Below are 22,468 nucleotides of genomic sequence, written 5' to 3'. Positions count from 1 at the left end.
GCCAAAAGGTTAGCAATGCTCATTGTGGCAGCTATCCAGCATTTGGACCGGCAATTGGGGAGAGGGTTGCATGAAGCCTGACCAGATGACAGATCCACTGATTCAAAGTAACCAGGAACGCCATAGGACCTTCGACCGTGTGTGGGGCAATCTTCCAGGCTGGCGGGCACTGTCGGCGGTTAATCACACGACGATCGGCCTGCGGTTCATTGTTACCGGGTTCATGTTCTTCCTGGTGGGTGGATTGCTGGCGATGCTCATTCGCACACAACTGGCGTTACCCGAACAGGATATTGTCGGTATCGAGCTGTATAACCAGCTGTTCACCATGCATGGCACAGTGATGATGTTTCTCTTTGCCATTCCGGTGTTGGAAGGTATGGCAATGTATCTGATTCCCAAGATGATCGGAGCGCGGGATCTGGTTTTTCCGCGGCTGAGCGCATTGGGTTATTACTGCTATCTTTTTGGCGGGCTGATCATCCTGTCCAGCCTGGTAATGAATATTGCGCCGGATACCGGCTGGTTCATGTATACGCCGCTGAGCAGTGCAAATTACTCGCCTGGGCCCGGCTCTGACTTCTGGCTGCTTGGCATCACATTCGTGGAGATTTCCGCCCTGTCGGCGGGTGTGGAGCTCGTGGTGTCTATCCTGCGCACGCGAACCCGGGGGATGGCCCTGAGCAAGATGCCGGTCTTCTGCTGGTACATCCTGGCAATGGCCTTGATGATCATCTTCGGATTTCCACCGCTTATTCTCGGCAGCATACTGCTGGAGCTCGAGCGTGCTGCCGGTATGGTGTTCTTCGAAGTGGCCGGGGGAGGGGACCCGCTGTTATGGCAACACCTGTTCTGGCTGTTCGGACATCCTGAGGTCTATATCCTGTTTCTGCCCGCTGCGGGCATCGTATCCACACTCATACCCGTTTTTGCCCAGCACCCGTTGGTGGGATACCGCTGGATCGTGGTGGGCATCATCCTCATGGGTTTTCTCAGCTTTGGTTTGTGGGTCCACCACATGTTTACGGTGGGTATCCCGCAACTGGCGTTATCATTCTTTTCCGTGGCAAGCATGCTGGTAGCGATCCCTACGGGGATTCAGGTTTTCGCCTGGTTGGCGACGCTCTGGGCGGGACGAGTGGTATTTCACCTGCCTATGCTGTGGATACTGGGTTTCATCGTAATCTTCGTCAATGGCGGGCTGACCGGGGTGATGCTGGCGCTGGTGCCGTTCGACTGGCAGGTACATGACACCCATTTTGTGGTCGCCCACATGCACTATGTGCTGGTTGGCGGGATGCTGTTTCCCATGGTTGCCGGCCTCTATTACTGGCTGCCCCATGTCTCGGGACGGATGCCTTCAGATACCCTGGGCCGCTGGGGTTTCTGGCTGGTTTTCATCGGATTCAATCTGACCTTCCTGATCATGCACCTCACCGGCCTGCTGGGTATGCCGCGGCGGATCTATACCTACGAAGCCGAAATGGGCTGGGGATGGTTGAATCTGATCTCGTCGATCGGTGGATTTGTCATGGCTATCGGTGTCGCGGCGGTCATTCTGGATATCGCATTGCATTTTCGTTTCGGCAAAAGAGCAACCCTCAATCCCTGGAATGCGGACACGCTGGAATGGGCCATGCCCATGCCGGTCCCCACCTATAATTTTGCCAGTCTGCCCACCGTAGAAACCCGCCATCCCATGTGGGAAAACACCGATCTGCCGCAAACCATAGCCTCGGGGCAGCATGGCCTGGCTGAAATTCAGCACAATCGCCGTGACACATGGGGCTCGGACGCTATTACAGGCAAGGTCCGTGAGATTATTAACCTGCCATCCAATTCCTGGATACCATTGCAGTGCGCTGTGGCAATCGGCGTGCTGTGTATCAGTTTGCTCGTCAAGGCCTATCTTGTCGCCGTGCTGTCGACAGTGGCTGCGGTCTTTCTGTTGCTGCGCTGGAGTTGGCACAACGGAGGCCATCCGTCAGTGACGCCCCTGCGTGAAGATGATCCCACCGATCCGCCACTGCATTCGAGGACCTTCGACGGCCCTGGGCTGTGGGGTATGGTGGTTTCGTTGATGGCTAACGGTACGCTGTATCTGTCCTTGTTGTTCGGCTGGTTTTATCTTTGGACCGCCTCACCCCTGTGGACTGTGCCTGAAAACGGGCCCCTGGCCCTTATGCCGCTGGTGGCCAGTGGCGTGCTGCTGACGCTGGCGGTGCTGCTCTACGGCCGGGGCCTGACGCGGCTACGCAAGCGTAATGCCGACAGGCTGGGTAGTATGTTCTGGTTGGTGAGCTTGCTAGGTGCCGCGCATGTATTGTTATTGCTCTGGATATTGCTGGATGCGCCGTTGCAGCCTACGCAGACAGCGCACGATGCAGTGCTGACCGTAATGGTCCTCTACCAGTTGATCCATAGTGGGCTGGCTGTGATCCTCACGGCGCTTCAGGCGGTGCGTCTCAGGCTGGGTTATGTGAGCGCACAAATACCCTATGAGCCCGTCGTGATTGGCCCGTTCTGGCTGTATACGCTGGGTGTCTTCTGGATGAGTTTTGCGGCCTTTGTTCTGCTACCCATGGCCTGGGGAGGGAGCTGATGTTTTCACCATCCCATCCTTTGCAGATGTTTTTCGGGCTGATCGTCTGGAGCGCCTGGTTCGTCAGTCTGTATGGCGGGCTGGGAGTTGTCTGCAAACTGGCGCCGCCGAGCCCGGACCAGGGCGTTATGACCTGGGTCAACGCTCTGGTGCTTGTCCTTGGCATGGCGTTATCGCTGTTCCTTTTGTTTTGTGCCCGTCGTTGCTGGGCAGTCCGGTCGGCAGCACAATGCCTGTCCGCCAGGGAGCGGGACAATCAGCGCTTTATCGCCAGCGCCGCTGCGGGGGTTTACCTGGTGGGAGCTTTTGCGACCCTGGCAGTGGCATTGCCGGCCGTTATGTTGGCCCCGTGCGTGTGACCAGGCCGCGCGCAATCCTCTGGCTGAGCGTGTTTGTGCTTGGTAGCACGAGCATCCCGGCTTGGGCTCACAGCCCGCTATCGGGCAGCCTGGAGGAGCGGATATCCATATTGCTGGGTGCAGCCATCTTGAGTATTTTCTGGATTTTCTACATCCTTGGATCAGTGCGCAGGGCCGCACCTGTCTGGCACCCGATCTTTTTTCATGTGGCAATGCTGCTGAGTTTTTTTGCCGTGGTCGGGCCGCTGGACGAATGGGCGGAAACCAGTACTACCGCCCACATGATCCAGCACATGTTGTTCATGGTTGTGATCGCCCCTTTGTGGGTGCTCAGCAGTCCTTTGAGCCAGCTCGTCGCGGGGGGAGGGCGATGGCTAGTCAGCTGCTGGACCCCCTTTCTGCGCCTGCCCCGGCATCCGATGCTTACCGCCTACCTGCATGGCCTGACGGTGTGGTTCTGGCATACGCCGCGGTTCTACCAACTGGCGCTGGATAATCCCTGGTGGCATGTGGTGGAGCACGGCATGTTTCTACTGACAGCCGGATTGTTCTGGTGGGCGGTCTTGCAGGGCAAGCGGCGGAATGTGCATTGGTCGCTGTTTGCTTTGTTGCTCACTCTAATGCACACCGGTTTTCTGGGGGCTTTGCTGACATTTGCCCAGGCGCCGCTGTACGGAGAGTCGCGGAGCCTGGAAGATCAGCAATTGGCCGGCTTGATCATGTGGGTGCCAGGCGCTGTCCCTTACCTGCTGGCTGCTGCGTGGGTGGGCTATCGCTGGTTCCGTGACATTTATCGAAACACGGGTGCGACCGATTAGCTGCTGGTGCGTTTTGCCCCGACTTGCACAGTGCTGCAAAAGATCCGATGCTTGAGCACCATAAAGTGGCACGGAGAAGTCTGATGAGTCTGAAACACCCTTTGATTCGTTCCATTGGGCTGGCTGCAGCCGGTCTGACGCTGTTTTCCTCTTTTGCACAAGCGCAACCGGTTCCCAGGCAACAAGAGCAAGTGCCTGGCTACTACCGCATGAATCTGGGCGAATTTGAAGTAACTGCACTTTACGATGGGTATGTTGATCTGGATCCGGCGCTACTCAAGGGCATTGATGCAGATAACCTGCAAACGCTTTTCACGCGGATGTTCGTTTCAGCCGATGACGGAGTACAAACAGCGGTCAACGCTTATCTGGTCAACACGGGTACCGAGCTGATTCTGGTCGATGTGGGCGCTGCGCAGTGTTTCGGACCGACCCTCGGCAATGTTGCATCCAATCTGAAAGCCTCCGGCTACACTGTCGAGCAGGTCAGTATGGTGTTGTTGACGCACCTGCATCCGGATCACGCCTGTGGTTTGCGCAACAGCGACGGATCGGCAACCTACCCCAACGCCACGGTACACGTGCCTCGCGCAGAAGCCGCTTACTGGCTGGATGAAGAATTGACAGCGACCATGCCGGACAGCGCCCAACCGTTTTTCAAGATGGCTCAGGCGGCCGTAGAGCCCTATGTGGCGCAAAAGCGATTGCAGAAGTACGGGCGTGATACCGAACTGATGCCCGGCGTGCGAACTGTACCCACGAACGGCCACACGCCTGGGCACAATGCCTACCTGTTTCAATCTGAGGGGCAGGACCTGATGGTCTGGGGCGATATTGTGCATAGTCATACGGTGCAATTTGCTCGCCCGGATGTGACGATCGAGTTCGACGTCGACAGTGAGGCGGCGCTGGCCACCCGCAAGGATGTATTTAACGAGGCTGCACGTAACCGGTTCTGGGTGGCGGGAGCGCATTTGCCTTTCCCTGGCCTGGGTCATGTTCGCCGCGAAGGGGCGGCATTCTCCTGGGTGCCGCTAGAGTTCGGGCCGCTACGGTCGGATCGCTGATCCAAGGTTGATGGGGCGCCAGCAATTGCTGCTGGCGCCGGGAACCCATCATGTAGTGACAGGAGGCTCAAGAGGGGCATCTGGCATGCGTCCGGCGCCCCAGCTGCGCTGTATATAACCGATGACTTCATCCAGCTCCTCGCGGGTGACGGACGCGGGTTCACCGTGCTCGAGAGGGTCGTAGTGAAAAATGTACAGCCTGGACAGAAACTGTGCGAAGGGTAGTGAAGCCTCTCCGAAGCGTTCGCCGTGGCCTGCGGTACTGACCTCTACGCCGTCGCCCCAATTCTGCCCGCTGTCATTGTTCGGATTGTAGAAATACAGGCGCATCTCATCGGTCTGATCCAGATTGACCCGCAATATGGTGATGGCGTGCCAGCCGATGAAGCGCGCAGCGCTATCGGTAACTGCGATGCCCGCCGGTTGGGGGTGAATCAGCGGCTGATTGCCATTGTGATACGGATGATAGGCGGCATAGAAGTGCCGGATAAAATCATCCAGATCAACCAGATGGCCCGTCGGGACATCAACATTCAATCGGAAGCCACGACCTGCCCACCAGCCATGGAACTCGGGATTGACCCAGCGATGCGGGTCGCCCTCACGACCGATACAGCGTCGCCCCATTTCAGCGTAGATGCGGTCCAGATGCGGCACCACCAATAGTGAAACTGCATCCAGGTCGATCGGCAAGGTGGTAGCCACGCCACTCAGGCTTTCCTGTGAGGAAATTGGCTGCCCTTCGAAGTGCATGATGATCTCATCATCGCGCGCCGCCCAGGTCACCATTTGCAGAAGATAATCCGGGTCGTTGTAGGCCCACATCGATAATGCCCGTGCAGACTGACAGGTCGGGTTGTTGCCCTGGCCTACGCCGAGGGGCAGGCCCAGCATACATAGAACCCCCTCCAACAACAGTGCCTCAGCTGGTACGGCGGTGCCGAACGCCATGGTCAGCCGCTCCCGTGACCAGTCCGACAAGGGTAAGCCGAGCTGCCGCCACATGGCAGGGGCAACCGGCAACTGAAACAGAATGCCGCGCTCCAGCATCAGGGCCAGACCGTAGATCGCCTGCGGAGTACCCGGATGTACACCCTTGTCGATCAGTGCCAGGACCAGCTCGCGATAACACAGAAGACAGTCTCTTCCGGTGGCCGACAGCCCCATGGCCTCAGCCAGCAAATGCTCCGCCTGGTTAAGCAGGTGACGCATTAGAACGGCGTGATAGGCAGAGGCCAGACCGGTATCGTGCATGGCCCGGGCAAAACCGGTCGCTTCGCTTTGCAGCGCGGCGTGGTCCATGTAATCGAGACGTTCCTGGTAGATTTCGATACCCGGGTCTTCTCGGCATGCATGGGTCGGACCGAACAGGCTGCTTACCAGGCGGTCGGCGCCCTGTCCGCTGTTGCCCAGATCAATGTCGGGATTGGCCTGACACAGGGCAATCTGGGTAATCATCCGTTTTACCGGGTCAACCTGAATGGGCCGTTGCTGCAGGATGCGCCAGATCTCGCCAATCAACTGGTCAATAATGTGTTGATAGCCGATTGAAGCTGCCAGATGCTGCAGCAGGTTACGTGGCAGCTCGGCTAGACGTCCCTGAGTTTCACGCTCGGCTTCACTCAAGGGTGAGAACAGTAACGCAAGGTTGCTTGCCAGTACCTGAGTAAGAAAATGATGTGCATGCTCGGAAGACACAACCGGGTGAACAAATTCGCCGCGGGCTACAGCCAGCAGTCTGAGCTCGCTCAACGCTTCAATCACCAGCGTATGGGGATCAGCACTCGACAGGGTCTGGGGAGTGAGGGCCGGCACCAGTGTTTCGGGGCTGGCCCAGTCGGAGCCGGCGAAAATTCCTGCGGACTCCAGCATGGCTGCGCGCGATTCAAGCTGCGCACAGCCACCGGCTACCATCATTACCCTCCGCGCGGTGTCGAATACCCGGCCGAGCTTGCCTGGCTTGGCAAACTCGGGGGCGCGATCCAGCAGCTCAAGGGCTTCGTCAAACCGGGACAACAACAACGCAAGCTTGCCGTCATCTGGCGGATTTTGCGTATTCTGCTCGACCACGCACACACTCCCTATTCATTCTCATTGCCGCCCATGATAGGGACCGGATGCGCTGAGCGCTATACGTAGAAGTCCAGTTCTTCCTGACGCGCGAGCAACTTGTGCATTTCCTCGGCGTTGTCGCCCTTGAAATAGATCAGGCCCCAATGGGTTCCGAATGCGGTGCGCTTGGTTACCATCTCTTCAAGCGGTGTCGTCAGCTCGTGTGACTCGAAATAGGGGTGATCCTCGGTTTCAGCAGGAATTTCGAGCTTGCTGACTACGCGGCGGCGCGGATAGACACCAAAGCAACCGGCGTACCCATCGGCGTCCTCGATCTCCTTGGGGAAGTAGGCTTGGACTTCCTCTTCGGTGGATTTCGGATCGAATACCAGCATGCTCGCATGATAAGCATTGAAACCCTTGTACACGCGCTCAAGCAGCTCGAATACCTTGAAGCCCGGCGGACGGTAGGCCACCTCACCAAAGTACATCTCGCCGTCGCTGGTCACGAAATACTCGGGGTGAATCATCCCGAATTCGATGTCGAAGGTTTTGATCAGCTTCTCGATCTGCTTGACGATCTGCGGACGATACTCTTCCAGCTTGGGTGATGCGGGAACGTGTACCGAATAACCAAGACGTACATACTCGGAGATGTTCAGAAAGCGAATCTTGCCATCGTGAATCCAGGCCTCGACCGCAAATTCCCAGCCATCGAGGTGGGACTCCATCAGGGATGGGAACTCCTCGTCAGGGATCGCATCCACGTCATCCGGTGTGCGAATGACCCGGTGACCGAGACAACCCGCCTTGTCGAACGCCTTGACGTGGATCGGATCGTTCGGATCGCCATCAAGCTTGAGCAGGGTCTGGTTGACGCGCTTGAGGAAGCGGATCACATCGCCGCGATCGTGGGCTTCCTCGAAGATGCCAACGCGAATGCCACCAAGCTGTGCACGACGCTTCATCAGCGACTTGTCACGCATCAGCATTGACTGGCCGAACAGGCGTGGATTATCCAGCAGGACGGAGTTGATCGCCCCGGCCCACTCAACGGTCTCTTCGAATAATGGGATGGATACATCCACGCCCATGTCCTTGAGCGTCTGAGCTATTTCCATGGACCGGTCGTTGAGGCGCTCGAAGTTCCAGGCCACGTAGGGGATATCGTGCTCTTTACAGTAGTCCTCGGCCCATTCGGGTGCGACTACTACATAGCGACGGTCAAAGGTGGCTGCGGCTTCAACAGCGTTGGGCGCCCAGCCGAGCAGAGCAATAAAACCCTTGGTTGGATCCTTCTTCATATGCGACCTCCTTTGCGATCGGGAGCTTGTCCCGTTCAATGTATAATTTAGATGTGTAATTACTATACACCATAGAAGAGGTCTAGGCTAACCGTACCTGCATATGGTTTGCGGTGTTAGGTCGTTATCAAATGATTCGAGAGCGAAATATTATTGTCATCTGTTCGGGCTCTATTGGTATGAAGCCGATGGGGCACACAAGTTCCGGTCGTGTTCTTTCATGCCGGTAGAGCGATGCGAAGACATCGACATTGACGGCTGATCGGCAGCCAAGGATGATTCGCTGCACAATGTTCATGTTTGGGGTGGGGTAATGCTGGAGGGCGTGAATCTGTTACCTGAGGGGGTCGTACTCGCGGACGGGATTTTGCGATTGCTGATCAGTACTGCATTGTTGCTTGTCGTGGTTCTGGTAGCCCGTTCGCTGACCGCTCGCTTCATACGGCGGACGGTTGCATCCCCCGAATTAAGGGGCCGCTGGCTGGTTAACTCGCGGAATGCTTTCCTTTTGCTTACGCTCCTTGGCCTGGTGATCATCTGGGGTGACGAGTTGCGCACGCTGGCACTGTCGATAGTCGCAATCGCAGTGGCCTTTGTCGTCGCGACAAAGGAGTTGATCCTGTGCCTGACCGGCTCTCTGCTTAAAAGCGGGTCACGGTCCTTCAACCTGGGAGACCGTATTCAGGTCAAGGAGTTTCGCGGTGATGTGATTGACCAGAGCCTGCTGGCCACGACGGTTCTTGAGGTGGGTCCCGGCGCATTGCAGCAACGCACGGGCAGGATGATCGTTATTCCCAATGCGTTGTTTGTCTCCGAGCCGGTGATCAATGAAAGCTTTACTGATAATTATGGATTTCACGTCTTCAGCATCCCGTTCCGGCGGGGAGATGACTGGCGCTCGGCGCAGCGGGCTTGTCTGGAATCAGCTAATCGACACTGTGCTCCTTATCTCGAACAGGTAAGAACCTTCATGACTCGGGTGAGTGCCAACCGCGGTCTGGCTGTGCCCGCGGTAGAGCCGAGGGTCACGCTGCAAGTCCCGGCGCCGGAGGCCATGCACCTGGTTGTCAGAGTGCCGGTGAAGGTCGGGGAGCGGAGTTTTATCGAACAGGCGATTCTCAGCGATGTGTTTGCCGAACATGACTTTCTCCCTGCTCACCATGAACCGAGGGCCCGGATAGCGGAGCCATCACGTGTCGAGGATGCCGGCGACATCTGACCCTGAAGGCTCCGCACTGGGCGTTGGCGGGCAAAAGCTTGCAATTTACGGCCCGCGAAATTAGCGTCAGCAAAGGTTTTATTCATCCCGGCACCCGCCGGAACCCCATCACAAGAGGCAACTGATCGTGAAAACCCGTATTACTGAATTGTTCGGCATCCAGCACCCTATCATCCAGGGCGGCATGCACTATGTCGGCTTTGCCGAGCTTGCAGCAGCAGTCTCCAATGCAGGGGGGCTGGGTACCATCACCGGTCTGACGCAAAAAACCGCTGCGGATCTGGCCAATGAAATTGCCCGTTGCCGGGACATGACCGACAAGCCTTTTGCAGTCAATCTGACCTTTCTGCCCTCGCTGAACACGCCTGACTATCCTGGCTATATCAAGGCGATTATCGACGGTGGGGTCAAATATGTCGAAACTGCCGGCCGTAGCCCGGAACAGTACATGCCACTGCTCAAGGACGCCGGGATCAAGGTGATACACAAGTGCACGTCGGTCCGCCATGCACTCAAGGCCCAGTCAATCGGCTGCGACGCGGTTTCGGTCGATGGCTTCGAGTGCGGTGGTCACCCTGGTGAAGACGATATTCCAAACATGATCCTGTTGCCCCGTGCAGCCGATGAGCTGGAGATTCCCTTCGTTGCATCAGGCGGTATGGCTGATGGTCGCTCGCTGGTTGCGGCCATGGCGTTGGGCGCCGAGGGCATGAACATGGGCACGCGCTTCATTGCTACCCAGGAAGCGCCCGTGCACGAGAACGTCAAGCAAGCCATTGTGGCTGCCAGCGAGCTCGATACCCGCCTGGTCATGCGGCCGTTGCGCAATACCGAGCGCGTTCTCAATAACGCAGCGGTTGAACGCATTATCGAGAAAGAAAAGCGCCTGGGCGCGGACCTGCAGTTCAAGGACATCATCGATGAAGTTGCCGGAGTCTATCCGCGCATCATGAAGGAAGGCGAGATGGAGATTGGTGCCTGGTCATGCGGCATGGTCGCAGGTTTGATCCATGATATTCCGACCTGCCAGCAGCTGCTCGATCGCATCATGGGCGAAGCGGACGCACTGATTCGTCAGCGCCTCAACTCGATGCTCTGATGCCCTTTCGCAGGCAGCCCTTTGGGGCTGCCTGTCACACCTTGCAGTATTCCTTTGCAAATGTGTGCGAACTGCTTCTTCGATACGGCGTCCAAGCTGAAACCAATCGAATGCAAGGAGACACGCATGACTGATCCCGTCCTGTTAATCACTGGAGCCTCCTCCGGTATTGGCGCCGCCACAGCCAGAGAAGCCGCAAAGGCTGGCTATCGGCTGGTGCTGGCAGCGCGTTCAGCAGACAAGTTACACGGCTTGCAGCAAGAGCTCGGCGGGGCAGAGCGCGTGATCACCGTCGCCTGCGATGTGCAAAGCCAGGATGATCAACTCAGGCTGGCCGCGGAAGCAGAGCGCGCCTTTGGGCAAATTGATGCGATTTTTGCCAATGCCGGGCGTGGTGGTGAGCCGGGTGGATTCTCCAAAGCCGATCCCGCCGTGTGGCGCGACATGATCCTGACCAATGTGCTGGGCGTGGGTATGACCGTGCAGGCCTGTCTTCCTGCACTGCGCAAGACTCGTGGGCATATCTTGATGACTGGCTCCGCAGCGGGTCGAGTGACAATTCCCGGGTCCATGTACAGTGCGACCAAGTGGGCTGTTTCGGCAATTGGATACGGCTTGCGCGAAGAGCTGCGGGGAAGCGGTATACGCGTCACTCTGATCGAGCCGGGGATGGTTGATACGCCCTTTTTCGACAAGCCGCCTGAGCGGGCTCTGCAGCCCGAGGATGTTGCCAGGGCCGTGCTCTATGCCCTGTCTCAGCCGGCTCATGTGGATGTGAACGAGGTGCTGATAAGACCAACCCCAGCTCTGGAGTAACACGTCCGGGCCTCGGGCACGCCCCAATATAGAAGTGCGTGCGTTGGCTGATCTTTCTCGGGCATACTTTCCCTGTACGCACGGAATGTATTTCTGACGGAGCAGCCAAGCATGATTCCAGACCTCTACATAGCCAACAAGAACTACTCCTCCTGGTCTCTCAGGCCCTGGGTGTTGTTGCGCCACTTGCAGATCCCCTTCAACGAACGTCTGATGCCCTTTGCCGGAGACGCAACCTCCGCTATTTATCGCACCTTCTCGCCAAGCGGCAAGGTGCCGTGCCTGACGCATGGCGACATTGTGGTCTGGGATTCGCTGGCGATCTTCGAGTATCTTGCCGAGCTGCATCCGCAGGTGTGGCCCATTCATGCGAAGGCGCGGGCATGGGCCCGGTGCGCATCGGCCGAGATGCACGCCGGTTTTGCGCACCTGCGCAGTATTTGCACCATGAACTGTGGACTGCGAGTGCGTATGGCGGGGATATTACCGGAACTGCAGGGAGATCTTGATCGGATCGATGATCTGTGGAACCAGGGGCTTGAGCGTTTTGGTGGGCCTTTTCTGGCAGGGAATCAGTTTACTGCAGTGGATGCGGCTTTTGCGCCGGTCGCTTTCCGGATTCAGACCTATGATTTGCCGATGTCCGGCGCGGCGCTGGAGTATGTGGATCAATTGCTCGATCTCCCCGCCATGCGCGAATGGTATGAGGCGGCGTTGCGGGAGGAATGGCGGGACGAAAGACACGAGCAGGAGGCCCATCTTGCCGGCGACTGGATGGAAGATCTGCGGTCCTGATGGGCCGTGAGATGGTTCAGGCGGCTTCCCGGGCAGCGTTTATAGTCTCCCGGGCATCTTCCTTGTCACTCCCGTCAGGTTCAGGCTTGTCGTGCTCATCACTCCGTGAAGGGCGGTGGCACAGGGTGGCAAGAATGGGGAAGTGGTCAGATCCGAACCCCTGAAGTCGTTCCATGTGCCGCAGGGTGAAGTGCTCGGTCACAAAGATGTGATCCAGCGGCCAGCGCAGCAGGCGGTGCTCGGCATGAAAAGTGGAAAACATACCCCGGCCCCGGCGCGGATCCAGCATGCCGCTGACGCGGGTGAACATGCGGGTGGTACGCGACCAGGCGACGTCGTTCAAATCGCCGATCAACAAGGCGGGTCCGGCGTGATCGCGGATTTCCTTGCCAACCAATAGTAATTCAGCGTCGCGCCAGAGGCTGGTGTCGCTTTCCTGCGGCGCCGGGGGGCGGGGATGCAGAGCATGCAGGCGCACGCGTTCGCCGCTTCTCAGAATGATCCAGCAGTGTATCGAGGGAATGTCGTCCTGGATCAGCCGCTTGACCTCCAGGCCCTGTAATTCCAACCGGGAATAGAGGTGCATGCCGTAGAGATTATCCTGGGGAATACTCACTACTTCGGGCCAGGTCTCTGACAGCGCTGCGTGCAACTGCTCGCCCCACCAGTCATCAGATTCCAGGGTCAGGATGATGTCGGGCTGATGCTTGAGTATCTGCTTTATAAGCCCTTGTGCGTTGCGGTTGGGCGTCAGCACATTGGAGATCAACAGCTTGATGCAGCGATCGTCGTTACCAGGCTCTGCGTTCTTGAGTTCCAGCGGACCAAAGGGCGTGTAGGGGTAAATTCGCCAGAGCTGCAGGGTCAGCACGACCAGGCTGGCCGCCAGGCTGTAGGGTTGGAGAGGGTCCCCGACCAGCAGTGACAGCAGCGCGGTGATGGCTGCAACTGATGCAATCTGCACCCGCGGAAACTCACAGGCGCGTAACCACCAGTTGTGCAGACGGATCCTGGCAAACAGCGTGACTGCAAGCAATACCATGCTGAGCGTAAAAACGGCCAGGTCGAACATGCGCAACTCCCTTATCCCTGCAATTGGCAGGAAACCTGTTCAGTCACCGGAGGTTGCATTGTGCATTGGCCTGGCCCGGGAGCAGCGTTTTCAGATTTCCGCGTTGTGGTAGATGTTCTGCACGTCGTCGAGTTCATTCAGCATGTCGATGAATTTTTCGAACATTGCAACGTCATCGCCTTCCAGCGTAGTTGATGTCTGCGGCAGAAACTGGATCTCGTCGACTGCAAAATCGATATCGCCATAGCTGTCTGCCAGTGCCTGCTTGGCCTTGCCGTAATCGGTATTGGCCGCAAAGACAGTTATCATGCCATTTTCGTTCTCGATGTCGGTCACATCGACGTCGGCCATCATCAGTGCTTCCAGAACACCCTCTTCATCATCAGATGCAAAGGACAGGATGGCGCAGTGATCGAACATGTGGCTGACACTGCCCGGTGTACCCATCTTGCTTTTGGTCTTGGTAAAGCAGTTGCGCACATCGGAAATGGTGCGGTTGGGGTTATCGGTCAGACACTCGACGATGGCAATGCAGTTCCCCGGCCCGAAGCCTTCATAGCGTGCAACCGAGAAGTCCTCGCCACCGCCACCCTTGGCCTTGTCTATCGCCTTGTCGATCACATGGGCTGGTACCTGATCTTTTTTGGCGCGTTCGATCAGCCCGCGCAGGGCCAGATTGCCAGTGGGGTCGACGCCGCCGGATTTGGCAGTGACGTAGATCTCGCGAGCGTACTTGCTGTAGACCTTGGTTTTGGCATCGGCCGTCTTGGCCATCGATTCTTTGCGGTTCTGGTAAGCGCGACCCATGGAATTGCCCCGTTGATTGGCGTCAAAGCCGCGATTTTACCTGCAGATCCGGGTCAGAGCTACGATGGATTTAGACGGTTTGGCCGCGGGCTGGGGATTGTGCATTGCGTCTCGGGTTAAACCGGCCTACCTTGAAATCAGACTTGTTTGAATACCGCTAGAAAATCAAAGGAGGAAAAATGTCCCTTTCCCGATTGAGTGCCAAACGACTGTTCCGCCAGCAAAGCTACATTGGAGGGCAGTGGCGAGATGCCGCCGATGGCGCAACCGTCAAGGTCGACAACCCGGCAAACGGGGAGATTCTGGGCACCATTCCATCGCTGAGTGCCGCCGAGATAGGTGAAGCCATCGTACAGGCTGATGCCGGCTTTCAGATCTGGCGCAAGAAAACGGCACTGGAGCGTGCAGACCTGCTGCTGCGCTGGAATGATCTGATGCTGGAGCACAAGGAGGATATCGCTTCCCTGATGACCATGGAGCAGGGCAAACCCCTGGAAGAGTCCCGTGGCGAAGTCGTCTATGCCGCTTCTTTTATCCGCTGGTTCGCTGAAGAGGCTCGCCGGGTATACGGTGAGACGATTCCGGGTGCCAAGCCGGGCCAGCACATTGTGGTTACCCGTCACCCGGTGGGGGTCACGGCGGCCATTACACCCTGGAACTTTCCAGCAGCGATGATCACCCGCAAGGCCGGTGCGGCGCTGGCTGCCGGTTGTTCAATGATCGTCAAACCGGCCGAAGCGACGCCCTATACCGCTCTGGCACTTGCTGAACTGGCTCACGAAGCGGGTATCCCGGCGGGTGTTTTCAACGTCGTCACCGGCAAGTCCAGCATGATTGGCAAGGTCTTTACCGACAGCCCTGTGGTGCGCACGCTGAGCTTTACCGGCTCGACCTCAGTGGGTAGCAAGTTGATGGCCCAGTGCGCCGACAATGTCCAGAAGGTATCCCTTGAGCTGGGCGGTAACGCACCCTTTATCGTTTTTGACGACGCTGATCTGAAGCGCGCCGTCGAGGGGGCTATGGTAAGCAAGTTCCGCAACACCGGACAGACCTGCATTTGCGCCAACCGGTTCCTGGTACAAGCCAGTGTTCACGATGAATTCGTTTCATTGCTGGCCGAGGCAATGGGCAAGCTCAAGGTCGGTGATGGCTTCGAGGAGGGCGTTACCCAGTCAGCTCTGATCAATCATGATGCTGCTCTCAAGGTCAAGCGGCATTACGAAGATGCGTTGTCGAAGGGCGCTACCCATGTTGCCGGACCCAGGCCCGAAGCAGATAACGGCAGCTACGTGCACCCTGTATTGATTACCGATGTGACTCCGGACATGGAGCTGTGCGAGGACGAAACCTTTGGCCCCCTGGCTGCGGTAATGAAATTCGATACCGAGGAAGAAGCGCTGAAGATCGCCAACGATACGCCCTACGGCCTGGCCGCCTATTTCTACAGCACGAATATTCATCGGATATGGCGTGTTGCTGACGAGCTGGAAGCGGGCATCATCGGCGTCAATGAAGGCGCTGTATCCAATGCGGCTGCGCCCTTCGGCGGGGTTAAAGCCTCTGGTCTGGGACGCGAAGGGTCGCATTACGGCCTGGATGAATATACCGAGGTGAAGTACCTCTGCATGGGCGCGGAGTGAATTGATGACTGCGACTGCAAAAGCCGCCCGGATTGCACTGATGCCCGGTGACGGTATCGGCGTTGAAGTGATGGATCAGGCAGTCCGGGTTCTGGAAAGGTTGCGTGAACGCGATGGTCTGCGTCTCCATTGGGATGTACTGGCATGGCCCAGTACCGCCTGGCATCAGGAGCACGGTCAGATGATGCCGGATGATGCACTAACGCAGGCCTGCGACTACGACGCCCTCTTGTTGGGCGCCCTGGGGGACCCGGGGCCGCTTGTGGACCACAAACGCTATCGGTTGCCCGATGGTGTATCACTGGCGCCCTTACTGACTTTTCGCAAGGGTCTGGATCTCTGGGCCTGCGAAAGGCCGGCGCGTCTGTTGCCCGGGGCCCCGCGCTATCTGGCGGACCCCCGCGCGGAGCAGGTAGACATGCTGGTCATCCGTGAGAACAGCGAGGGGGAGTATGTGAACCAGGGTGGACGCCTGCAGCAGGGGACGCCCCACGAAGTGGCAACCCAGCTGGAGATATTTACCCGCCGTGGCACCGAGCGACTGATTCGCCATGCCTTTGTTCGAGCGCGCGAGCGTTTGCAGATCCATGGTTCTGCGCGCAGCTTTTTCTGCGCCGAGAAGGGCACTGCAGCGGCTCAGGTGTGCCTGATTACCAAGCGCAATGCCCAGCCGGCGTGGGGCGAGCTGTACACCGAAGTCTTTGCCGAGGTGGCCCGCGAGTTCCCTGATATCGGCGTCACTCACCAACTGGTTGATGCCGCGTGCATGAAATTCGTGCAATGCCCCTGGGAGTTTGATGTGGTGGTGGCCAGTAATTTGCACGGAGACATCCTGACCGATCTGGCTGCCGTGTTGTCCGGTGGTCTTGGTCTGGCGCCGTCATGCAACATCAACCCCGATAGCCGGGAGATGCCTGCACTGTTTGAGCCGACCCACGGCAGTGCGCCGGATATTGCAGGCCAGGGCAAGGCCAACCCGGCCGCAATGTTGCTGACCACGGCAATGATGCTCGAGTGGCTGGGTTTTGGCCCTTCTGCCGAGCGATTACGCCAGGCCGTGGCACAGGATTTGCTGACCAGCAACACACAGGCGCGCCGTTGCAGTGAAGTAACCGACGGCATCATTGCGCAGCTTGATTGAGATCTCCTGGCGAAGGGCTTTGCCTGATTCGCCTGTCGCTTTACCAGCGGATTCTTGAAGTCCGCCGCCATAGTTGGAGTTGTATGTCATGACTTTCGTATTGGTACTGGTCGCCGAAGGCGAAAACGAACTGCCCGGGCTCGGCGGTTTGCCTGCCGACGTTCGGGTCGAAACCGTCAGTGACGAAGCGCGATTGCGCGCGCTGTTGCCAACAGCCGATGTACTGGTGGTGACCGATTTTCGCACCGGCCTGCTGGAACGCTGCTGGCCGGAGCAACCACGTCTGCAGTGGGTGCATGCCACCAGTGCCGGTGTGGATGCCCTGATGTTTCCCGCTCTGGTCGACAGTGATATTCCGGTAACCAATGCCCGGGGCGTATTCGATAGGGGGATCGCCGAATACGTGCTGGGCGCCGTATTACTGTTCGCCAAGGACACCCTGGGCAATCTGGCGTTGCAGCGCCGGCATCAATGGCAGCACCGTGACACCGAAATGGTTTGCGACACCCGAGCGTTGATTGTCGGCGCGGGATCGATCGGTGGTGAAGTGGCCACGCTGCTGAGGGCGGTCGGAATGCGCGTTACCGGTATTGCCAGGGCCCCACGCGAAGACGAGCGTTTTGATCAGGTGCTGGGCAACGATCAGTTGTTCGACTGTCTGCGCGAGTCCGATTACGTTGTGATAACCGCACCCCTGACCCCCGATACAGAGGGGCTATTCGATGAGAGGGCCTTTGCGCTGATGAAGCCGGGTGCGAGGTTGATCAATGTCGGTCGCGGGCCGATCGTGCGTACCGATGATCTGTTGGAGGCATTGCGTGCGGGCCAGATAGCCGGCGCGGCTCTGGATGTCTTCGAAGAGGAGCCGTTGCCCGCGGAACATCCGCTGTGGGATGAGCCAAATGTCATGATGTCGGCGCACATGGCTGGGGACTTCCGGGGCTGGCAACAGGCTCTCGGTGAGCAGTTCGTGGCCAATTTTCAGGGCTGGATTCAGCACAAAGCTCTGTTCAATCAGGTTTCCAAAGGCTGATCGGCTCCGGCTGAATCATCAGATGTAATTGACAGGAGAAACACATGTCCAACGAGATTTTGCGGATGACCGCTGTAGAGCTTTTGCAGCAATACAGGGACAAGACGCTGTCGCCAGTGGATGTGGCCGGCGCGATGCTGGACCAGATCGAACGCCTGGATAAGCATACCAACGGTTTCTGTCTGGTAGACCGGGAAACCTCCCTTGGCCTGGCACGCGAATCAGAGCAGCGTTATCACAAGGGTGAAGCGCGGGGCCTGGTGGATGGTGTACCTGTTGCGGTGAAAGACGTATTTCTCACGCCTATGTGGCCAACCATCAAAGGCTCATACACCGTTGATCCGCAGAGCACGCTGAACAAGTCGGCACCAGCCACTGCAGCGTTGGCCCGGCATGGATACGTCCCCATCGGCAAGACTACAACGCCGGAGTTTGGCTGGAAGGGCGTAACCGACAATCCGGTGGATGGGGTAACCAACAACCCCTGGAATCCGGAAAAGACCGCCGGTGGTTCCAGTGGCGGCAGCGGCGTTGCCGTGGCGCTGGGCATGGCCCCGCTGGCGCTGGGAACCGATGCTGGTGGCTCAATCCGTATACCGGCAGGCTTTTGCGGGATAGTTGGACTCAAGCCATCCTTTGGTGAGGTGCCCCATTGGCCAGCCAGCCCCTTTGGCACTCTGGCCCACGCAGGGCCGATGACCTGGACGGTCGAGGACGCCGCGCTGATGATGAATGTGCTGTGCGAACCTGACCATCGCGACACCAATGCCATTCCGCGACGCAATATTGATTATCTGGCGGATCTCAACAAAGGTGTCAAAGGCCTGAAAATTGCCTATAGCCCGAATCTAGGTTATGTCGACGTCAATCCCGAGGTCGAAGCTGCCGTAGCTCAGGCCGCCAAGGTCTTCGAGGAGTTGGGCGCGGAAGTGGTCAGGGTCGACCCCGGTTTCAGCGATCCGCTGGGGGCGTTCGGTCACCTGTTTTATGGTGGTGCAGCAAATGCGATGCGCGACCTGGGTTCGAAAAAGCGCGAGCGGATGGATCCTGAACTGGTCAAGGTGGCGGAAAAAGCGGCGCGGTTGAGCATGCTTGATTACATGGGTGCAGTGAATGAGTCCATGGCATTGCGCGAGCGTATGGCCAACTTCCATCGCAAGTATGATCTGCTGTTGACGCCCAGCTTGCCAATTACTGCATTTGAAACTGGCCGTGAGGTGCCGCGCGACTGGCCCAGCACGCGTTGGCCCACCTGGACGCCTTTCACTTACCCATTCAACATGACCGGCCAGCCGGGCCTGTCGGTGCCCTGCGGTTTCGACAAGGCCGGCCTGCCGATCAGCTTGCAGCTGGTGGGAGCCAGATTCAACGATGCACTGTTGCTGCAGGCGGGTCATGCTTACCAGCAGGCCGCACCACTGACAGATCGTCGCCCCGAGTTGTTCAATTCCTGAGAGAGAGTCCGCCATGTCCCTGAGCACGCTGGATATCGACCTGTACGAATCCGAAGACCCTATCTGGAACCCGGCGATGATGGCGATTCCGGTTCCGGGTATCCGCAAGATGGTCAACATGGCCGCTGCCATGGAGGATGTCATTCATCTGTCCATCGGCCAGCCAGATCTGCCCGCACCCGAAAATGTAGTCAACGCCGCGGTTGAGGCCCTGCGGGCCGGTCAGACTGGATATACGATGGATGCAGGACTCCCGGAGCTGCTTGAGTCCCTGGCCCTGTACTACGGCCAACGCTATCAGCGAGAGCTTTCGCCAGACAATATCATGATCACCACTGGGGCAACGGAGGCGCTTTACCTGGCGTTGACGGCGGTCTCTGCACCGGGCCGGCATTTTATCGTGCCCGATCCGGCGTTCATGCTTTACGCCCCGTTGCTGCGGATGAATGGAGGTGAAGTAACGGAAATAGCCACCCGCGCCGAGAAGAACCATCAGTTGGATCCGCAGGAAGTAATTGATGCTATCCAGCCCAATACCTACGCAATCATTCTCAATTCGCCGAGCAACCCCACGGGTACGGTTTACCCGAAGGAAACCCTCGAGGCGATTCTGCAAGAGGCAGCCTATCGGGGGATCGAGGTGATCAGTGACGAGGTATACGATCACCTCATTTATGATGGCAAGGAGTACCCTTCGGTGCTTGGCCATACAAGTGATCTTGATAACGTGATGGTGGTCAGCAGCTTTTCCAAGACCTACAGCATGGCCGGTATGCGGATCGGCTGGATTATCGCCAGTCAGGGCGCGATCAAGCGGCTGCGCCGTTATCACATGTTCACCACCACTGTGGCCAACACCCCTTGTCAGTGGGCCGGCGTGGCGGCTTTGAACGGCGGGAGTCATTTCATCGACAGCATGCTTGCCGAATACACTCGCCGCCGTGACCGGCTGGTAGAGCTCGTTGAGCAGACGCCGCACCTGACCGGTTACAAGCCGGAGGGCGCCTTTTATCTGTTCCCGTCGTTGCCCGAGGGAGTGAATGGCACCAATGTGGCGTTGCGTCTGTTGAAGGAAACGGGGGTCTGTACCATTCCCGGTGAGACGTTCGGCCACAGTTGCAGTAACGCGCTGCGGTTGAGTTATTCGACCTCATTGGACAATATCGAGCAGGCTTTCGAGCGAATCATCCCCTGGATGCACAAGCAGGATTTCAGTTGATTCGGTGTGTATTGGACCTGATAGGTAAACGTGGAATTGCTCTATTCACCTATTTTTACAACCTTTTGCGATTCTGACTGTCCAAGGATTAAGCCGCATTTCAAAAGAATGCGGTTTTCCCCCTTATTGGAGCATGTCTTATGAATAACATCGTCTATATCGTTGGTGCCGTCGTAATTGTTCTCGCTATCCTGTCGTTCCTCGGCTTCCGTTGAGTTAGCCTCGCGGCGGGCGTTGCCCGCCAGGCGAGAGCGTCAACGCGGTGCGCTGTGATGAACCTTTGTCATGGCGCATCTGCGGCTCTGACTTAGTCAGATCGCCGCCTCTTTGCGCAGCCGCGCAATGGTTTCGCTGCTGTACCCCATCCCTGCAAGCAACGCTTGCGTATGTGCGCCCAGCGCCGGTCCAACCCACTCGGTCGACCCCGGCGTCGCCGATAATTTGGGCACTATTCCGGGCATCTTGAATTCCCTGCCATCAGGTAATTGGCCAGAGACGAACATCTCACGTGCCAGAAACTGAGGGTCAGTGAACATGTCCGCCACCGAATAGATGCGGCTTGCTGGCACATCTGCCCTGTTCAGAATCTCCAGAACTTCTGCTTGCGATAAAGTGCCTGTCCAGCGATCAATGACAGCATATAGCTCATCGCGGCGGGTATCTCTGCCGGCGTTGTCCGCCAGTTCAGGGTCCCCTGCGAGATCTGGCCGACCGATGCCGTGCATCAGACGTTTGAAGATGGCATCGCCATTGGCGCCAATCTGCACCGCCTTGCCGTCTGCGCAGTTATGAATGGAGGAGGGCGTAATGCCCGGCATGATGTTGCCACTGCGCTCGCGGACAAAGCCCATGACGTCGAACTCGGGCACCATGCTTTCCATCATGGCGAATACGGCTTCATAGAGTGCCACATCCACTACCTGTCCTTCGCCATTGGCCATATCACGGTGTCTGAGCGCCATGAGGGCGCCAATCACGCCCCACAGGGCCGCTATCGAATCGCCGATGGATATGCCTGTGCGCACGGGCGGCCGATCTTCAAAGCCGGTGATATACCGCAAACCGCCGACCGATTCGCCGATGGCACCGAAACCCGGCTGATCCTTCATCGGTCCGGTCTGGCCAAACCCGGATAGCCGGACCATGATCAGTCCAGGGTTGAGCTCATGCAGCACATCCCACCCCAGACCCAGTTTCTCCAATGTACCCGGTCGAAAATTCTCGATCAGGATATCCGTATCCTTCAGCACTTCCTTGAGTATCTGTAATGCCTCGGGATGCTTGAGGTTAAGGGTCAAAGATTGCTTGTTACGTGACTGCACGAACCACCAGAGAGAGGTGCCCTCATACACCTTGCGCCACTTGCGCAACGGATCACCGCCGTCAGGCGACTCGACCTTGATGACATCGGCACCGAATTCGGCGCAGATGCGCGCGGCAAATGGTCCGGCGATCAGGGTGCCGAGTTCAACAACCTTGAGGCCTGTCAGGGGTTTGGCAGTGTTCATGGGGGCTCCGTAATCCATGCGAGGGAGGGAGCGTCAGTCTATTCGATGGGACTGCGATGAGGTAGGGGAGGTAATGGAGGTGGGGCGCCGCCCGGAGAGGACGGCGGCCTGGTATGTCAGCCGAGCGGACTCTTGACCGGTGTTGCCGGAACGGTCTGCTGGTTCGATGATTTTGTCTGATCTGTCAGCGCGCCTGCGGGCGTGGCCATGCTGCTGCCGGCATGATCAATAGCGTGGCTGGCGCGATAGGCCTTGATTCCGCGGTACAGGGTGTACGCCCCTATCGCCAGACTGACGGCGCCTATAATGCCAGGACGGGTAATGCCCTTGCGCAACAGCATGGCACCGCCGCCCATGGACATCAGTTGTTCGGTTTTGCTCTGAATCGGTTTTTTGAGATTTTTCAGATCTTTCAACATGGTGGCTCACTCATAGTCGGTGAAAAGGAAATGCTTCTGATAAG

Annotated in this window: 19 protein-coding genes; 13 read left to right on the top strand and 6 right to left on the bottom strand. The window is 57.8% G+C overall.

The window, feature by feature from the left end; all coding sequences use genetic code 11:
* Nucleotides 1–70: 70 nt before the first annotated feature.
* The 4 genes from ctaD (at nt 71) to FZF01_RS09030 (ending at nt 4,846) form a co-directional block, all read left to right on the top strand.
* Nucleotides 71–2,602 (top strand): cytochrome c oxidase subunit I, encoded by a 2,532-nt coding sequence (ctaD, locus tag FZF01_RS09045; protein ID WP_188434270.1) that lies wholly within the window; start codon nt 71–73, stop codon nt 2,600–2,602.
* Nucleotides 2,602–2,961, top strand: coding sequence for a hypothetical protein (locus tag FZF01_RS09040; RefSeq protein ID WP_150277820.1), 360 nt, complete (start codon nt 2,602–2,604; stop codon nt 2,959–2,961). The genes ctaD and FZF01_RS09040 overlap by 1 nt, the downstream gene beginning before the upstream one ends.
* Nucleotides 2,958–3,779 carry a cytochrome c oxidase assembly protein gene (locus tag FZF01_RS09035; protein WP_150277819.1) on the top strand — a complete coding sequence of 274 codons (822 nt, stop codon included), beginning with the start codon at nt 2,958–2,960 and terminating at the stop codon, nt 3,777–3,779. Before FZF01_RS09040 ends, FZF01_RS09035 begins: the two co-directional genes overlap by 4 nt.
* An 83-nt stretch (nt 3,780–3,862) precedes the next feature.
* Nucleotides 3,863–4,846: an MBL fold metallo-hydrolase gene (locus tag FZF01_RS09030; RefSeq protein WP_150277818.1), complete on the top strand. Its 984-nt coding sequence runs from the start codon at nt 3,863–3,865 to the stop codon at nt 4,844–4,846.
* A gap of 48 nt (nt 4,847–4,894) precedes the next feature.
* Here the strand turns inward: FZF01_RS09030 and FZF01_RS09025 are convergent, their stop codons facing one another.
* Together FZF01_RS09025 and FZF01_RS09020 are read right to left on the bottom strand one after the other, a co-directional pair.
* Nucleotides 4,895–6,916, bottom strand: coding sequence for a hypothetical protein (locus tag FZF01_RS09025; RefSeq protein WP_150277817.1), 2,022 nt, complete (start codon nt 6,914–6,916; stop codon nt 4,895–4,897).
* A 59-nt stretch (nt 6,917–6,975) separates the two neighbouring features.
* Complete coding sequence (locus FZF01_RS09020; protein WP_150277816.1) at nt 6,976–8,202, bottom strand: ATP-grasp domain-containing protein; 1,227 nt, start codon at nt 8,200–8,202, stop codon at nt 6,976–6,978.
* A 313-nt stretch (nt 8,203–8,515) separates the two neighbouring features.
* On the opposite strand from FZF01_RS09020, the gene FZF01_RS09015 reads away from it, so the two are divergent.
* The 4 genes from FZF01_RS09015 to FZF01_RS09000 all read left to right on the top strand — a co-directional run bounded on the left by FZF01_RS09015 (nt 8,516) and on the right by FZF01_RS09000 (nt 12,131).
* The gene (locus FZF01_RS09015; protein ID WP_150277815.1) at nt 8,516–9,421 is read left to right on the top strand and encodes a mechanosensitive ion channel domain-containing protein; all 906 of its coding nucleotides are present in this window, start codon (nt 8,516–8,518) and stop codon (nt 9,419–9,421) included.
* A 127-nt stretch (nt 9,422–9,548) separates the two neighbouring features.
* Nucleotides 9,549–10,520, top strand: a complete 972-nt coding sequence (locus FZF01_RS09010; protein WP_150277814.1) for an NAD(P)H-dependent flavin oxidoreductase — start codon at nt 9,549–9,551, stop codon at nt 10,518–10,520.
* A gap of 126 nt (nt 10,521–10,646) precedes the next feature.
* Nucleotides 10,647–11,336 carry an SDR family oxidoreductase gene (locus FZF01_RS09005; RefSeq protein WP_150277813.1) on the top strand — a complete coding sequence of 230 codons (690 nt, stop codon included), beginning with the start codon at nt 10,647–10,649 and terminating at the stop codon, nt 11,334–11,336.
* A gap of 111 nt (nt 11,337–11,447) precedes the next feature.
* Nucleotides 11,448–12,131 carry a glutathione S-transferase family protein gene (locus FZF01_RS09000; RefSeq protein WP_223825448.1) on the top strand — a complete coding sequence of 228 codons (684 nt, stop codon included), beginning with the start codon at nt 11,448–11,450 and terminating at the stop codon, nt 12,129–12,131.
* Nucleotides 12,132–12,147: 16 nt separating this feature from the next.
* Here the strand turns inward: FZF01_RS09000 and FZF01_RS08995 are convergent, their stop codons facing one another.
* Entirely contained in the window at nt 12,148–13,203 is a 1,056-nt protein-coding gene (locus FZF01_RS08995) for an endonuclease/exonuclease/phosphatase family protein (protein ID WP_150277812.1), read from the bottom strand.
* Nucleotides 13,204–13,293: 90 nt separating this feature from the next.
* Entirely contained in the window at nt 13,294–14,010 is a 717-nt protein-coding gene (locus FZF01_RS08990; RefSeq protein ID WP_150277811.1) for a YebC/PmpR family DNA-binding transcriptional regulator, read from the bottom strand.
* A 179-nt stretch (nt 14,011–14,189) separates the two neighbouring features.
* Here FZF01_RS08990 and FZF01_RS08985 point away from each other — a divergent pair, with 179 nt between their 5' ends.
* From FZF01_RS08985 to FZF01_RS08965, 5 genes are all read left to right on the top strand, one after another.
* Complete coding sequence (locus FZF01_RS08985; protein ID WP_150277810.1) at nt 14,190–15,650, top strand: NAD-dependent succinate-semialdehyde dehydrogenase; 1,461 nt, start codon at nt 14,190–14,192, stop codon at nt 15,648–15,650.
* Nucleotides 15,651–15,654: 4 nt separating this feature from the next.
* On the top strand, nt 15,655–16,791 hold the full coding sequence (locus FZF01_RS08980) for an isocitrate/isopropylmalate dehydrogenase family protein (RefSeq protein WP_150277809.1): 1,137 nt from the start codon (nt 15,655–15,657) through the stop codon (nt 16,789–16,791).
* An 88-nt stretch (nt 16,792–16,879) separates the two neighbouring features.
* A complete protein-coding gene (locus FZF01_RS08975) occupies nt 16,880–17,824 on the top strand; it encodes a D-2-hydroxyacid dehydrogenase (RefSeq protein WP_150277808.1) in 945 nt (314 codons plus the stop codon).
* A 44-nt stretch (nt 17,825–17,868) separates the two neighbouring features.
* Nucleotides 17,869–19,278: an amidase gene (locus tag FZF01_RS08970; RefSeq protein ID WP_150277807.1), complete on the top strand. Its 1,410-nt coding sequence runs from the start codon at nt 17,869–17,871 to the stop codon at nt 19,276–19,278.
* A gap of 13 nt (nt 19,279–19,291) precedes the next feature.
* On the top strand, nt 19,292–20,497 hold the full coding sequence (locus tag FZF01_RS08965; RefSeq protein WP_150277806.1) for a pyridoxal phosphate-dependent aminotransferase: 1,206 nt from the start codon (nt 19,292–19,294) through the stop codon (nt 20,495–20,497).
* A gap of 311 nt (nt 20,498–20,808) precedes the next feature.
* Here the strand turns inward: FZF01_RS08965 and FZF01_RS08960 are convergent, their stop codons facing one another.
* Both FZF01_RS08960 and FZF01_RS08955 read right to left on the bottom strand, forming a co-directional pair.
* A complete protein-coding gene (locus FZF01_RS08960; protein ID WP_150277805.1) occupies nt 20,809–22,005 on the bottom strand; it encodes a CaiB/BaiF CoA transferase family protein in 1,197 nt (398 codons plus the stop codon).
* Nucleotides 22,006–22,121: 116 nt separating this feature from the next.
* Nucleotides 22,122–22,424 (bottom strand): hypothetical protein, encoded by a 303-nt coding sequence (locus tag FZF01_RS08955; protein WP_150277804.1) that lies wholly within the window; start codon nt 22,422–22,424, stop codon nt 22,122–22,124.
* Nucleotides 22,425–22,468: the final 44 nt, after the last annotated feature.

It is taken from the genome of Halopseudomonas salina, from assembly GCF_008641105.1.
This window is presented reverse-complemented; position numbering and strand designations above follow the sequence as displayed.